The 14,416-nt window shown below is 42.8% G+C and carries 11 protein-coding genes and 1 pseudogene; 6 read left to right on the top strand and 6 right to left on the bottom strand.

Annotation, left to right across the window (positions count from 1 at the left end; all coding sequences use genetic code 11):
* Window positions 1-23 precede the first annotated feature (23 nt).
* The 3 genes and pseudogenes from TY87_RS17685 to TY87_RS17695 form a co-directional block, all read right to left on the bottom strand.
* Complete coding sequence (locus tag TY87_RS17685; protein WP_157789919.1) at window positions 24-419, bottom strand: hypothetical protein; 396 nt, start codon at window positions 417-419, stop codon at window positions 24-26.
* A gap of 353 nt (window positions 420-772) precedes the next feature.
* Window positions 773-982, bottom strand: a pseudogene (locus TY87_RS17690) (IS91 family transposase); the annotation flags it as partial.
* A 350-nt stretch (window positions 983-1,332) separates the two neighbouring features.
* On the bottom strand, window positions 1,333-2,226 hold the full coding sequence (locus TY87_RS17695; RefSeq protein WP_100188094.1) for a DMT family transporter: 894 nt from the start codon (window positions 2,224-2,226) through the stop codon (window positions 1,333-1,335).
* A gap of 138 nt (window positions 2,227-2,364) precedes the next feature.
* Between TY87_RS17695 and TY87_RS17700 the strand changes: the two genes are divergently transcribed.
* The 4 genes from TY87_RS17700 (at window position 2,365) to TY87_RS17715 (ending at window position 7,390) form a co-directional block, all read left to right on the top strand.
* A complete protein-coding gene (locus TY87_RS17700) occupies window positions 2,365-3,186 on the top strand; it encodes an HAD-IIB family hydrolase (RefSeq protein WP_100188096.1) in 822 nt (273 codons plus the stop codon).
* Window positions 3,187-3,255: 69 nt separating this feature from the next.
* Window positions 3,256-4,485, top strand: a complete 1,230-nt coding sequence (locus tag TY87_RS17705) for a glycosyltransferase family protein (RefSeq protein WP_100188097.1) — start codon at window positions 3,256-3,258, stop codon at window positions 4,483-4,485.
* A 131-nt stretch (window positions 4,486-4,616) separates the two neighbouring features.
* Window positions 4,617-6,374 (top strand): alpha-amylase family glycosyl hydrolase, encoded by a 1,758-nt coding sequence (locus TY87_RS17710; protein WP_100188098.1) that lies wholly within the window; start codon window positions 4,617-4,619, stop codon window positions 6,372-6,374.
* A gap of 149 nt (window positions 6,375-6,523) precedes the next feature.
* Entirely contained in the window at window positions 6,524-7,390 is an 867-nt protein-coding gene (locus tag TY87_RS17715; RefSeq protein ID WP_100188099.1) for an ABC transporter substrate-binding protein, read from the top strand.
* 93 nt (window positions 7,391-7,483) lie between these two features.
* Here the strand turns inward: TY87_RS17715 and TY87_RS17720 are convergent, their stop codons facing one another.
* Together TY87_RS17720 and TY87_RS17725 are read right to left on the bottom strand one after the other, a co-directional pair.
* The gene (locus TY87_RS17720; protein WP_072841449.1) at window positions 7,484-7,813 is read right to left on the bottom strand and encodes a DMT family transporter; all 330 of its coding nucleotides are present in this window, start codon (window positions 7,811-7,813) and stop codon (window positions 7,484-7,486) included.
* A 36-nt stretch (window positions 7,814-7,849) separates the two neighbouring features.
* On the bottom strand, window positions 7,850-9,736 hold the full coding sequence (locus TY87_RS17725) for an ABC transporter ATP-binding protein (protein WP_100188100.1): 1,887 nt from the start codon (window positions 9,734-9,736) through the stop codon (window positions 7,850-7,852).
* Window positions 9,737-10,029: 293 nt separating this feature from the next.
* Between TY87_RS17725 and TY87_RS17730 the strand changes: the two genes are divergently transcribed.
* Together TY87_RS17730 and TY87_RS17735 are read left to right on the top strand one after the other, a co-directional pair.
* Window positions 10,030-11,223: a Bcr/CflA family multidrug efflux MFS transporter gene (locus TY87_RS17730; RefSeq protein ID WP_072841453.1), complete on the top strand. Its 1,194-nt coding sequence runs from the start codon at window positions 10,030-10,032 to the stop codon at window positions 11,221-11,223.
* A 60-nt stretch (window positions 11,224-11,283) separates the two neighbouring features.
* Window positions 11,284-11,637: a HopJ type III effector protein gene (locus TY87_RS17735; RefSeq protein ID WP_100188101.1), complete on the top strand. Its 354-nt coding sequence runs from the start codon at window positions 11,284-11,286 to the stop codon at window positions 11,635-11,637.
* Between the two features lie 85 nt (window positions 11,638-11,722).
* On the opposite strand, the gene TY87_RS17740 is transcribed toward TY87_RS17735, so the two are convergent.
* Entirely contained in the window at window positions 11,723-14,311 is a 2,589-nt protein-coding gene (locus TY87_RS17740) for a TRAP transporter permease (RefSeq protein WP_100188102.1), read from the bottom strand.
* Window positions 14,312-14,416: the final 105 nt, after the last annotated feature.

Consider the following 14,416-nt stretch of genomic DNA (forward strand, 5'->3'; position numbering starts at 1 on the left):
TTATTTTTATTCTCAATTAAATCTCAGTAGTGATTTTTTATGCTTTCATCAACATTTGAAATATCAACGGTGGATTTCCAACTTATATTTTGCTTCAACTCCACCTCAAAATGATTTTTAAAATATGAAATAATCTTCCCTAAACTATCTTCCAAGCTAACATAGTGGAGATTTACAGCCCCTTCAATAGCTGTTCTGCAAGAGGCTTCACAAGATTGTAGTTGCTCAATAATAAAAAGACTTAACGAACCACATACGTATTCATAACTTCTCTCATACATATCATGCATTATTGGCCAATATGTTTTTTTAGAAATATTTGCTAGATTTTCTTTCTCTGAAGCTCTTACGAATTCATCCGTACTCTCTAGAAAATAAATTGCCTCTATAACATAATCATTTAATTCTATGTCTTCCAAGATGTATCTTTTCTTTAAAAAATTTTGGGAATGCATGCTCAAGGTTAAATCCTTTTACTCATAACAATTAAGGGTTATACGACAGCGTAGCTGCGGCTATAACCCACTGTTGAACGGCTGCGTTGTCTATATAGGGGATTTGCTTTTTTCATGGTAGGACTTCCCTGTTATATAACTCGCTCAATACCAAAGTCTGTTTGGACTATGTAGCTTCAGGTGGTCTTTGATCACCGCTATGTTGGTTGGTTCTTTATTTGATCTTTTGTAGCGCGATTTGACCCGTGAGGCAAGCGATTCCCTCAGGCCTTATGACCTGATCTGTTTTTATACTCTGATCTCTACGTGTGCTAACGCTAACTGCCATTGTCCCATGGCAGCATGATTCGAAGCCGTTCTGTCACCTTACTCTCAGATACATCGCCAAGATAAACAACGGCACGCTTTCCACAAGCAGGGCATGAGCAACTTGATTCCGCTGTTTTTTCACTGTCTTCCTTGGTTCGTCGCTCGTACATGTCTAATTGCTTATCTACCCACTTTTTTACTTTTGTTCTTATCGTATTCAATATAAATAATGATCTGCATCCAAAAGAAAGCTGCGCTTTCGCGGCAGATCACGCTTCGCTCATCGTGCCCTACGAGTGAGGGTGTTTATGTTCAGCAGCGAGGAGCAAAGCAAACGCCAAGAGCGAGGTCAAACGACAGTGTCGAGCGGTGGTGTTTGGTTTACTCCAAGCGCCAAGGTGGAAGTCAGGGTCAAAGCCCCGAAGAGCCGAAGTAATAACCCCTCCCTAGCCCTCCCCTTGGAAGACATAAGGGGAGGGAATAATTACATTGTCGGACTAAAACAACGATCAATTTTCAATCAATAAACCAGTCGATTATGGCGCATTGAGATAAAAATGCACCAAAACTAGGCGTTTTTAGGTGTTCGTTTTCTTGCAATAATAACGAGTAATACGCCACCTAGGACGCTTAACGTGGCTATGACGAGGTGTAAAGTTATGGATTCATTGGCAAAAACTACGCCTCCTATTGTGGCAATGATAGGAACGAGTAGCTGTAACACGGCAGCCATGGAAGCACTAAGATAAGGCAAGACGGCGTACCAGATGGCGTAACCAAGACCAGACATAATAGCGCCAGAAGTGACCGCTAAAATAACGCCTTCAAGTTGTGCGCTCTGTGACTGCTCAGCATTGAGATGAAGAATGACCAAGGCAATCAGTAATATGGGAATAGTTCGAACGAAGTTAGATGTGGTGGCAAACAAAGGCTTAGCCGAGATTTTGCCTCGCCAGGTGTACAACCCCCATGCCACGCCTGCTAGCGTCATTAAGACAAAGCCAAGCAAAGAGGGAGACGACAAAGTAGGAAGCACTAAATAGACAAAGCCAGCAAAGGCTATCGCCAGCCCTAACCATTCCAACCAAACCAGCTTCTGTCCTGCCCATACGGCAAATAAGATCAAGGTCAGTTGTACGGCACCAAAGAGTATTAAGGCGCCCATTCCGGTCGATAACGTCACGTAGGCATAGGAAAAACCCAAGGCATAAATAAACAACGCAAAGGCCGATAACCAGCTACCTTCTAACCACGCTATTTTCAAATCATTGCGCTGATGCTTGAGACCTTGAAACACACAGAGCAAAACCAAGGTAGCGGCTCCGCTAAGCAAGCGCCATGTGGTGAATTGAGCCGGATCGATAAGTCCATCGTTAAGCGCCAGACGACACAAAACAGAGTTCGCCGCGAACGCCAACAAAGCCAGAATCACAAAGACACATAAACGTAGCAAACTTGTCATCTATTTGTTCCATAGCCTAGTTAATCTTAGGCATGTACCTCATAAGGAAAAAGCCACTTTTACGCACTGGCACCAGATTTGCAAGACTTATACTAACGTCCACCAGCGGTATTTTGATGGACCCAAAAAGGAATCGACATGACAACGCTTTTAATTTTTACCGATTTGGATGGCACATTACTCGATCATCACACATACAGTTTCAAACCAGCACTGGCGGCCTTACAGTCGCTGAAGACTTTTTCTATTCCTTGCGTGATCAACACCAGCAAGACTTTTGTTGAGCTTGTGTCTCTTAGACAAGAGCTCAACCACCAAGACGCTTTTATCGTGGAAAACGGCTCTGCTGTTTATATCCCGAAGAATTTAGCCCTCTCTACAGACGAAACTTTAGAGGACTGCGGTGAGTATTGGCGCAAGTCATTCGGCCCAAGGCGCGACGAATTAATAGAACTAACCAATGATAAACAAGAGCAATACACCTTCAGACGCTTCAGTGAGATGACATGGCAAGAACTGGTTTCTATCACTGGCTTAAGTGAAGAAAACGCCAAGCAAGCCATGCAACGAGAATTTACCGAGCCTATAGTTTGGACCGATTCTAACCTGGCTCTTAATGCATTACGCGACGACCTTGCACCATTTGGCGTGCAAATTCAGAAAGGCGGCCGCTTCGCTCATCTGATGGGCGAGCACTGTGATAAGGCAAACGCCATGTTATGGCTCAAAGAATTGTATGAACAACAAAGCGACGAAGACGTTACCACCATGGCATTAGGCGATGGTGAAAACGACGTAGGTATGTTGAGCAAGGCTGACATTCCAGTCGTAATTCGCTCACCTGTTCATGCGCCACCAGAAATCCCAAATCGTTGCGATGCTTGGCTTAGCGACGCGTATGGACCAGAAGGCTGGGCACAAGCAATCAACAAAGTTTTGATTCAACAAGGCATTTTGTAAAGGCACTTTTTAACGACATAAAGAGAAGACACTACTAACAGTTATTATAAAAATATCAGGAGAACAACTATGGGCGACTTTCATCAAAACGGTATCATCACCACACTTCACAACTTGGCGCACCGCCCGTTAGAAGAAATGGAAAAAGAGCTGTGTGAGTTTGCTAAAACACGCCCAATGTCTCTTATCCTTCCTTGTCTGTATTCCGAGCTGGAAACAGACGCCATGCCGAATATCCTTAAACATTTACAGCAAGTTCCCTACTTGTCTGAAATTGTTATTGGCTTAGACCGAGCAACAGAAGACCAGTACCGACACGCATTAGAGTTTTTCAGCGTATTACCGCAAAACGTTAAAGTACTTTGGAATGACGGCCCTCGCCTACGAGAAATCGACAGCGTACTAAAAGGCGAACACCTGTCGCCATCCGATCCGGGCAAAGGCCGCAATGTTTGGTTTTGCATGGGTTACAACCTCGCCGCAGGTAAAGCGGAATCTATCGCCATGCACGATTGCGATATCGTCACTTATGACAGAGAACTGCTGGCTCGTCTTATTTATCCGGTTGCTAACCCGAATTTTAACTACGAATTTTGTAAAGGCTTTTACGCTCGTGCAGCTAATGGAAAAATGAATGGCCGCGTGAGCCGTTTATTGGTCACGCCATTATTATGCTCGCTAAAAAAAGTCTTTGGGCATTTGGATTACTTAGATTACTTAGACAGCTATCGCTATCCTCTGGCAGGTGAGTTTTCTTTTCGCCGCGATGTAATGACCGATTTGCGCATCCCGAGTGACTGGGGATTGGAGATTGGTGTACTAAGTGAAATGTACCGTAACTACTCTACCAACCGTTTGTGTCAGGTGGATATCGCTGACATTTATGATCACAAACACCAAGACTTGTCTGCCGATAATGACGATGGTGGTCTGTCTAAAATGTCCATCGACATTACTAAAGCTATTTTCAGAAAGCTGGCGACTAACGGCACTATTTTCAACCAAGAAACTTTCCGTACGATCAAAGCTACCTATTATCGTGTTGCACTCGACTTTATCGAGACTTACCGCAACGATGCTGAAATCAATGGTCTAAAATTAGATGTTCATACAGAAGAGCAAGCTGTCGAACTCTTCGCCAGTAACATCATGAAAGCTGGTAACCAGTATTTAGACAACCCGATGGAGACGCCTTTCATACCTAGTTGGAACCGCGTTGTGAGTGCTTTTCCTGGTGTGATGAATCAGCTTGCTCAAGCCGTCGAATTGGATATGGCCCAATATGGTCCTAAAAAATAATTAAGGCTCTAGATAAAAGAACTCTGGATAAAAGATCGGTCAAAAAAAGAACTGGCCCTTAAAGTAATCTTTTTGCTAAGTTGAACGTTACTACGTTGCTTTTCAATCACTAAAAAGACAGGTAGGTAAACATGGAAAATGCTCCTTTGTCGCATCTAGAACAGCGCTTAATCGCTCATTTGCAAGTCATTTACCCAAGCTTGGACAATAAAAATTTGGCGGCAAAGTGTTTAGCCACATTTAATCTAGATCCGTCAACTGAGTCTCCTCGCCCCCATAGAAACCTATGGGACCAATCTGACATTATGCTAATTACCTATGCAGACACCTTGCGCAGAAAAGAAGAAGCGCCGTTGGAAACCCTGCACAAATTTGTAAAAAGCAAATTGTCTGATTGTATTTCCGCTGTTCACCTACTGCCGTTTTTTCCTTATAGCTCGGACGATGGTTTTAGTGTGATGGATTACACAACCGTCAATCCATCCTGCGGACGCTGGGCCGATGTCGTGAATCTTTCGAAAGATTTTAAAGTAATGGGCGATTTGGTTATTAACCATTGTTCAAGCCGAAGCATGTGGTTTGAAAATTACAAAGCTGGCGTTGAACCGGGCGCGAGTTTCTTTTATGAAGCCGATCCAAATGCAGATTTAAGTGCTGTGGTTCGCCCTAGAACGTCGCCATTATTACGAGAAATACAAACTAAGAACGGTGAAAAACACGTTTGGTGTACTTTTAGTCACGATCAGATCGATTTGAACTTTGAGAACCCCGTCGTTCTATTAGAGTTCCTGCGCATTATTCGTTTGTATCTAGAAAAAGGCATTCGTTGGTTTCGTTTGGATGCCGTGGCGTTTCTGTGGAAGATCCCAGGCACCTCTTGTATCAACTTGCCACAAACCCACGAAATCATTCGTTTATTACGCTTAATGATTGAGCATTACGCGCCAGATTCCGTGATCATCACTGAAACCAACATACCCAATCAGGAAAATTTAACCTACTTTGGTAATGCCAACGAAGCTCATTTAATTTACAACTTCTCTTTACCGCCGTTGCTCATCAATAGCTTGGTGACCGGAAACAGTAGCCATTTAAAACAATGGTTAATGAGTATGGCACCGGCTCAGCAAGGTACAACCTATTTAAATTTCCTTGCTTCCCATGATGGTATTGGCTTGCGCCCAACGGAAGGCTTACTTTCGGAGTGGGAACTGGAAACGCTGATCAATACTATGAAGCGCTTTGGCGGCAAAATAAGCTCACGCACTACGCCGCAAGGCGAAGCTAAGCCTTATGAAATCAATATCAGCCTATGGAATGCCTTATCAGGATCAGCACTACACGGCCCAGATAAATGGCAGTTTGCTCGCTTCCTTTGCGCCGCTGGTGTAATGATGGCACTTGAAGGCGTACCCGCTTTTTATATTCATAGTTTATTTGGCACAGAAAACGATTTAGAACGCGTAGACAATACCGGCCAATTTCGCTCAATAAACCGTCATATTTGGGACATGGAAGATTTAGATCATGTTCTAAACACGCCAACCCATCATCAGAAAGTATTCCAAAGCGTAACGAAATTAATTCAAATACGTCGAGCACAGCCAGCTTTTCACCCAAATGCAACTCAGTACGTGCTGCACATGGGTGAAAACCTCTTTGCCTTCTGGCGTCAAAGCCTAGACAGAAGACAAAGCTTGTTTGCTGTTTATAATATGACAGACCAACCGCAAAATTTTAACTTGTCTGAACTTAACCTAATAGCCACCGATGACTGGACAGATTTAGTATCAGAACAAGTATACGAAGACCATTTAGGCAAAGTCACTTTAATGCCCTATCAGTTCGTTTGGCTTGCTAACAAGAACAGTAAGCTCAAAAGCAGTTAGTTTTCGTTTCATGTTTAGCAACACACCGTACTAGGTTATAGCCGCAAAACCTGCCGATAAAAATGAGACAATGATAACCATTATCAGCCATTGATAATGGTTATTTTTATTTCAAGCTCTTTTTATTTAAGACATAGGTAATTGTGAACATGATGAATTTAAGAAAAATCCTAGCCATCGGAACATTGGTCGCCTTCAGCCAGCTATCCACTGCAGAAACGCAATTGCCTAAAGCTGCGATTTTTGACCTTGGCAGTTTAGATACCATTGCCTCTCTAGGTTTAGAAAGCTACGTGGTTGGAGTACCTAAACAAGTACTTCCAGACTACCTTAAGCAATTTAATGATGCTCGGTACACTGATGTGGGCGGTTTAAAAACACCAGATCTAGAAGCAATCAAAACTCTCAACCCAGATCTTATTGTGATCACAGGTCGCCAAGCAGGCCAAAAGAGCGCCCTAGAGGCTATAGGTAAAGTTCAACAAGTTGAAGCTTTTGGTGACAACTACTGGGAAAGCTTCAGTGCAAACGTCACCTCAATCGCGACTTTATTTAACGCCAAAAACGCTGCGGATACAGCGCTTGCGGAATTAAACACAGACATCGAATCGACAAAAGCGGACATTAAAGACAATCCGACTATTCTGGTTGTGACGCATAACAATGGTTCTTTCGGATTACGAGATGAACCTATAGCAACTCAGTTATTAGGCTTAGATGCATCAAAAGTTCCGTCTCATGTAACGCCACAAAAACGCGGCACTCGTACATTTACATCACTTAGCGTGAACAATATTGCAGAGATGAAACCAACGACTTTATTTATCGTTGACCGTAGCGCTGCGATTGGCGACACCAAGAACGCTCTAGATATTGCAGAATTAAAAGTAGAGCTAGCAGCACAAGGTGCTGGCACCATCAAAGTCACCTATTTATCGCCTAAGCTTTGGTACTTATCAGGTAATGGCTTACAAAGTCTTAGAATGCAAGTGAAAGAAATTGCAGACGCTCTTTAAGTCCTAGAACTGCTTTAAAATGGCGCCTAAAACAAAAAAACTCGCTGAAATCCATCAGCGAGTTTTTTTATGCTTCCAGTATTCAGCTATTTATTAATGGCTTACTGTTTTAGAAAATACATTAATCACCACCACACCGGCGACAATCAAAGACATTCCAATGCAAGCCGCCAAATCAAGCTTTTCACTGTTAAACAGATAGCCAAATACCGAAATCAAGACGATACCTAATCCAGACCAAATCGCGTAAGTCACGCCCGTTGGCATAGAGCGCATAACTATGGTTAGCAAGTAAAAAGCCACGGCATAACCGACAACCAATACAATGCTTGGGCCTAATTTAGTGAAGGAGTCTGATGCCTTTAAAGCCGTCGTAGCAATGACTTCAGCTAAGATAGCGAGAAACAAAATAAAATACGTCATACGCCCTTCCCTAAATTAAACATTTTACAGTAACGACTAGCTGGTGGTTTTTTCTGGTTTAACACTGTCTGATTCAACATCTTCTAGATCAATGTCTTCCGCTAAAAAACCACCAGTTTGATGCGCCCAAAGCGATGCATAAATGCCAGCGTGCTGAATCAATTCTTCATGACTGCCCTGCTCAACGATGTTGCCTTTATCCAATACAATCAAACGATCCATTGCGGCAATGGTCGACAAGCGGTGAGCAATAGCGATAACGGTTTTACCTTGCATCAGTTTGTACAAACTCTCTTGAATTGCAGCTTCTACTTCAGAGTCCAATGCAGATGTTGCTTCATCTAGAATCAACAAAGGCGCATCTTTTAACAAGACTCGCGCAATGGCAATACGTTGACGCTGACCACCGGAAAGCTTGATACCACGCTCACCGACCATGGCATCGTAACCTGCATTACCAAACGGATCGGTTAAGTCTTGAATAAAGTCATGAGCTTCTGCTTGCTTAGCTGCAGCTATCATTTCTTCTTCCGTTGCATCAGGGCGACCATAAAGCAAGTTCTCGCGAACCGTTCTGTGCAGTAAAGACGTGTCCTGAGTCACCATACCAATTTGACCACGTAACGAATCTTGCTGAACAGCACTGATGTCTTGTCCATCAATTCGAATTTGACCTGATTCAATGTCATGGAAACGCATCAATAAATTAACAATCGTTGACTTACCGGCACCAGAGCGACCGACAAGGCCGACCTTTTCACCAGCTTTTATAGACAAGACAAGGTTCTCAATGACCTTACTGTCTTGCTTACCATAGTGAAAATTGACCGCATCGTATTCAATAAGACCATGTGGAACTGAAAGCGCTGGCGCGTTTGGCTTGTCTTCTATCTCGATAGGTCGAGACAGTGTTTTCATGCCATCGTTAACCATGCCGATGTTTTCAAATAGCGCACTGATTTCCCACATAATCCATTGGGACATACCGTTTAGCCTAAGCGCCAAACTCACCGCAATAGCAATTGCACCAACACTAATAATGCTGCCTGTCCATAACCAAATAGACAAAGCCGCAACAGAAAATGCCAACACATAGTTACAAGTTTGCACACCTACACTAAGCATAGTGACCAAGCGCATTTGCTTGTAAACCGTCTGCAAGAAACCATCCATGCCGTCTTTTGCATAATCCGCTTCACGCTGATGATGAGAAAAAAGCTTAACGGTTGAAATATTGCTGTAGCTGTCGACGACTCGCCCAGTCATAGTGGAGCGTGCATCTGCCTGTTCTGCTGATATTTTTTTCAATTTAGGAACAAAATACATTTGCAGCAATACATAGCAAACCAACCAGCCTAACATTGGAATCATCAAGCGATAGTCTGCTTTAGCAATTAATACCACCATAGAGATAAAATACACGCCGATGTAAACCAAAACATCGAGCAATTTCATCACGGTTTCACGAACCGCAAGTGAGGTTTGCATTACCTTAGTAGAGATACGCCCAGCAAACTCATCCTGAAAAAACGACATACTTTGACGCAAAATATAATGATGAGACAGCCAACGAATCCGCATTGGGTAATTACCCAAAAGCGTCTGATGAATAATCGCCGAATGAAAAAAAGTTACTAATGGCATCGCCACCAGAATCATCAAAGACATCATTAATAAGTGCGTACTTTCCTCAGCAAAAAAGGTGTCTGGATTCTTATTAATCAACCAATCTACCAACTGCCCCATAAAGCTGAATAAGGTCACTTCTAAAATGGCGATGGCAGCCGTTAAAATAGACATCAACAGCAGCGGAAGCTCCACTCCTCTTGAGTAGTAACGACAAAAAGCAAACAGCGTTTTTGGTGCTTGCACAGCTTCTATATCGGGATAAGCCGGCACCCATTTTTCAAAAAAACGTAACATGATCTTCCTTATCGAACTTTAAAATAGACACTATCAAGAAAAACATAGCGAAAATAAGTGTCGTACTGGACAAAAAACTTCCTGTCCATTAGAAATAGAGGCGAAATTGAACCACGTTCCATAAATGAAAACCAGAAAAGATAGTCTTTCTGAATTGTAGCCTATTGGGTTTTACTCAGTACTTGCACAATTAAACTAAACGACGAAGTGTAAACCTATTATAATTATCGCCCTATTACTGGTTTATGATTTCTACTCGATAAAACCGACTAACCTACTCTTTAAGTTGAAGCATGAAACTCACATTTCCTATTATTTTAGTACTCGGTCTTTTATCTGGGCTTACACCGTTGGCGATTGATGCTTACTTGCCCAGTATTCCAACGATTTCTAAAAGCCTAAATACAGACATAGGCCTCATCCAGATGACGCTAAGCATCTATTTGCTGGTGTTCGCTTTTCTACAGATTCTTTTTGGCCCTATTTCTGATGCAATTGGCCGACGCAAAGTCGTCGTCGGTGGTTTGGTTGTTTTTGCCATTGGCAGCTTTATCTGTGCCTTGACTCAAAGCTATGAAATGCTAATGACTGGGCGCGCAATTCAAGCCTTGGGCGGTGCGGCTGTTGCTGTGTGCGTTCCGGCCTTAGTCAAAGATGGTATGTCGATCAATCAATTTGCCAAAGCCATGTCGATGATCATGCTAGTAATGGCATTAGCACCTTTAGCGGCACCTATTATCGGTGGCGCCATTCTCATTATTTTAAATTGGCACTACATCTTCGTTATGCTGGGCATCTTAGCCATTATCGCCATCGTGTTATTTCTTCGTACCATCCCAGAGACCTTGCCGGTTGAAAAGCGCACGCCCTTCTCATTTGGCAATGCGATTAGAAACTATATTACCTTGATCAAAAACCGCTCTGTGATGGGTTATATCGGAGCTTCTGCCTTTTACTTTGCAGGTATGATGAGTTTTATCACTGGCTGCTCCTTTGTGTATATTGAAATATATGACGTTGATCCTGCTAATTTTGGTTTCTTAGTTGGCTTGAACGTCATTTCTATGATGCTAGCCTCAACCATTAATGGTCGTTATGTTGAAAAGCTTGGTACCGAAGTTCTCTCTAAGTACGCAATTTATATTCCCCTAACAGCCTCAGCGTTAATGATTGTCTTAAGCTTTTTTAGTCATCCACCACTTTGGCTGATTATTATTTCCAGCATGCTATTTATGGGGCCAATGGGCATATTAGGTAGTGGGTTTATGGCGGGCGCTTTGAAGCATGCAGGCAGCCATAATGGCAGTGTGACTGCATTAGCAGGAACATCACGGTTTGCCTTTGGCGCCTTAGGCGGCGCTGTGATCAGTATCCTTCACAATGGCACTTTTGTTCCAATGCTTGGCACCATTGCCGCTTGTGGCATAATTGCTTTTATTTGCTTCAAGGTTACGGTTCGATATGCCGAGCCAACTACTGAACATTAATCTTTTGAAATAACGTAATAATGCCAAAAAAATAAATCTTATATATCAAACGGAGTCCCAATGCTAAGTACTCAAACGCTCATAGAAAAAATCAAGAGCACACCTGAGCAAGTACAATTTAAAGAAGTGATTGATGTGATTGAGCGTGAATACGATTTCACGCCTGCTGCGTTTTCTAATGGCAAGCAGACCAATGGCATTAATGAAAACAATGGTTCTTGTAAGGTTTTTTCTTTCGGATCTATTCACCAACTAACAGAAGTCGAAACCCTAAATTTATTTGGTGATTTTTACCGTGTCGATGTTTTAGAAAATCCTGAGGCGACAGATCACCAAAATATTCGTCAATTCATCGAAAATGGCTGGAGTGGTATTACTTTCGAAACAGTCGCGTTGATTCAAAAGCAAGTGTAACAATTATAAAGAGGCCGGGAGCGTTACCGCAACCGGCCAATATCAACTTCAGGGACAATAGAAGTAGATATAAATAACCATCCGATTACAAAGACTTCGCCTTGCGTTTACGCTGGCGCCAAGCCACTAAAACAACCAATAAAAAAGCGGGGATGAAGAACCATTCTTTTGCAGGTCGATCAGCATCTACTTCAAATTGTGTTATTTCCCAATCAAAATCCAACTTCTGCTGTTCCGCATAACTGCCAAACGATAAATTGTCGATCAGATATTTACCCTCTTCTTCACGCAATTCAATGCCAGCACCGTTGAGCAACCTATCAGCTGCATCACCTTGACCTAATAGCGGCATATGTACCGTTTTCGAAATCCAACGACCATCTAAATTTTCACCTTCAACCGACATTCTTAGTGTATCTAAAGCAGGATGCTGATCAATGTAGCTATACATTTCTTGGGTTGGACGCTCTTTATATGGAGCCTCGACCATATCAAGCCAAAAGCCGGGACGGAAAAGTGTGAATGCAATCAATAGCAACGCGGCACTTTCATACCATTTGCTTCGATCCATAAAATACCCTTGCGTACCCGCAGCAAAAATTAGCATGGCTGCCAAGGAAACAATAAAGACAACGACACCCTGAATAAAGGTCACATCAATCAAAAGCAAATCGGTATTGAAAATGAATAAGAATGGTAGCAGAGCAGTTCTCATCGAGTAGAAAAATGCCGTGAAGCCAGTCTTAATTGGATCGCCACCTGATACTGCCGCCGCCGCAAAGGATGCTAAACCAACAGGGGGTGTGACATCGGCCATGATGCCAAAATAAAACACAAACATGTGAATCGCGATAAGTGGAACAATCAAACCAGATTGTGCTCCCAGCTCCACAACAACACTTGCCATTAAAGACGAGACAACAATGTAGTTAGCTGTGGTTGGCAAGCCCATTCCAAGCACCAAAGAAATAAGAGCAACCATGAGTAGCATGATGATTAAAACTCCACCAGATACCAGCTCAACGAACTCCGCCATAACTTGCCCGATACCAGTCAGAGTAACTGTACCCACGATGATACCTGCGGTTGCTGTCGCCACACCGATACCAATCATGTTACGAGCACCAGTATTCAAGCCTTCGATTAAATCGAAAATACCTGACTTTGCCTGCTGAGCGACGTGTTTTTGCTTACGAAACCAGGCTTTTAGAGGCTTCTGGGTGATCAAAATAAATGCCATCAACATACAAGCCCAAAAAGCAGACAAGCCTGGAGACTTACGTTCAACCATCAAAAACCACACCAACACAACCAATGGCACGAGGTAATACAAACCAGATTTGTATACTTCAGCGAAAATTGGCAACTTAATTATTGCTTCATCACTTGCGTCAATTTCTAAGTCATCAGATTTTGATGAGATATACAACAAACCAAAATAACCGATCACCACAAACGCAAGCAAACCAATATTTGAAAAGTCCCCTAACAGCCACTTAATCGCCGAAACGATATAGTACAAAATACCTGCCAGTATCAGCATGCTGGATACAACGATACCTGTACGAATCAATTGTGCCGTCCAAGTACGTGCAGGTGTAGAGCGAGGCAAGCCTTTCATATCCGCTTTAAGCGCCTCTAAATGCACAATATAAAGTAAGGCAATGTACGAAATAGTAGCCGGTAAAAAAGCGTGCTTAACGACATCAATATATGGAATACCTACATACTCCACCATTAAGAAAGCCACGGCACCCATCACTGGAGGCATAATGACACCGTTTACCGAGGAAGAAACCTCTACCGCTCCGGCTTTTTCAGCACTAAAGCCCACTTTTTTCATAAGTGGAATTGTAAACGTACCCGTCGTCACGACATTGGCAATCGAAGAGCCAGAAATCAAACCAGTCATTGCAGATGACAAAACAGCCGCTTTTGCTGGACCGCCGCGCATATGCCCAAGCAAAGCAAACGCCACTTTAATAAAATAATTACCTGCACCAGCTTGATTTAATAAGGCACCAAACAGCACAAATAAGAAAACAAAACCAGAGGAAACCCCTAAAGCAATACCAAATACACCTTCTGTGGTTAGCCACATATGGTTCATGGCTTTTTCGAAAGAAGCCCCCTTCCAACGAAGTATCTCAGGTAAAGCAGAACTGTCTCCAAAAAATACATATAACAGAAAAAACAAAGCAACTAGCATCAAAGCAGGCCCAAGAGAGCGTCTAGCCGCCTCTAGAGTCAGAATCAAACCGATAGCAGAAACAACAAGGTCTGTTGTGGTTGGCAGCCCTGGACGCATTGCTAACTGACCATAGAAAAAATACAAATACGAAGCACATGCCGCCGCAAGAACTGCCAAAATATAATCTAACCACGGGATATGACGGGTGGGACTTTTACTAAAAGCAGGGAAAGCTAAGAAAGCCAAAAAAACAGCAAAAGCCAAATGAATAGCACGAGATTGAGTGTCGTTTAAAAAGCCTATGCCAAATTGTGATGGCAAAGGCGAGCCTGTCCATAGCTGAAACAACGACCACATGAGTGGTACAAAAAAAAGCAAACCGATAGAGATCTTTCCGGTTGGATTACGCTTACCTGTATCAGCTTCCGCGACAAGCTCTTCTAACTTATCTGGTGAGGCTGAGGTGGTTGTATTAATAGACATACAGACTCCTAGTCATACACTTCACAGTGTCGACTCATTGCAAAACTCAAAAAGCACCAGTCAAATGACTGGTGCTTCATTCAAGGTGCATGAAAATTCATGCAA

The sequence above is a fragment of the Marinomonas sp. BSi20584 genome (genome assembly GCF_002792415.1).
Lineage (GTDB): Bacteria > Pseudomonadota > Gammaproteobacteria > Pseudomonadales > Marinomonadaceae > Marinomonas > Marinomonas polaris.